This window comes from Vibrio sp. 704 (assembly GCF_033339295.1).
Window position 1 is genome coordinate 1 of record NZ_JAWOUH010000825.1, and the last position, 562, is coordinate 562.

Below are 562 nucleotides of genomic sequence, written 5' to 3' on the forward strand. Positions count from 1 at the left end.
AGCGCTTAACGTCACTGACGTTGAGTCTATCGAAGCAACACTAAAAACCATTAACGATGAGTTTGGTGCGATCGATATTCTAGTGAATAACGCAGGTATCACTCGCGATAACCTACTAATGCGCATGAAAGACGATGAGTGGAACGACATCATCAACACAAACCTAACGCCTATTTACCGTATGTCTAAAGCGGTTCTGCGTGGAATGATGAAAAAACGCGCGGGTCGTATCATCAACGTAGGTTCTGTTGTAGGCACTATGGGTAATGCGGGTCAAACTAACTACGCAGCAGCAAAAGCGGGCGTGATTGGTTTTACCAAATCAATGGCTCGTGAAGTGGCTTCTCGTGGCGTTACGGTTAACACAGTTGCACCTGGTTTCATCGAAACTGACATGACTAAGGCGCTAAATGACGACCAACGTGCAGCAACGTTGGCGAACGTGCCAGCTGGTCGCTTGGGTGATCCTCGTGAAATTGCATCAGCAGTAGTTTTCCTAGCTTCACCTGAAGCCGCTTACATTACTGGTGAAACTTTGCATGTAAATGGTGGCATGTACATG

At 46.8% G+C, this 562-nt stretch carries 1 protein-coding gene; it reads left to right on the top strand.

Annotated elements, in window-relative coordinates; all coding sequences use genetic code 11:
- Positions 1 to 562, top strand: a 562-nt coding sequence (locus R7R24_RS29345; protein WP_318120543.1) for a 3-oxoacyl-ACP reductase family protein, incomplete at both ends; no start/stop codon positions are given.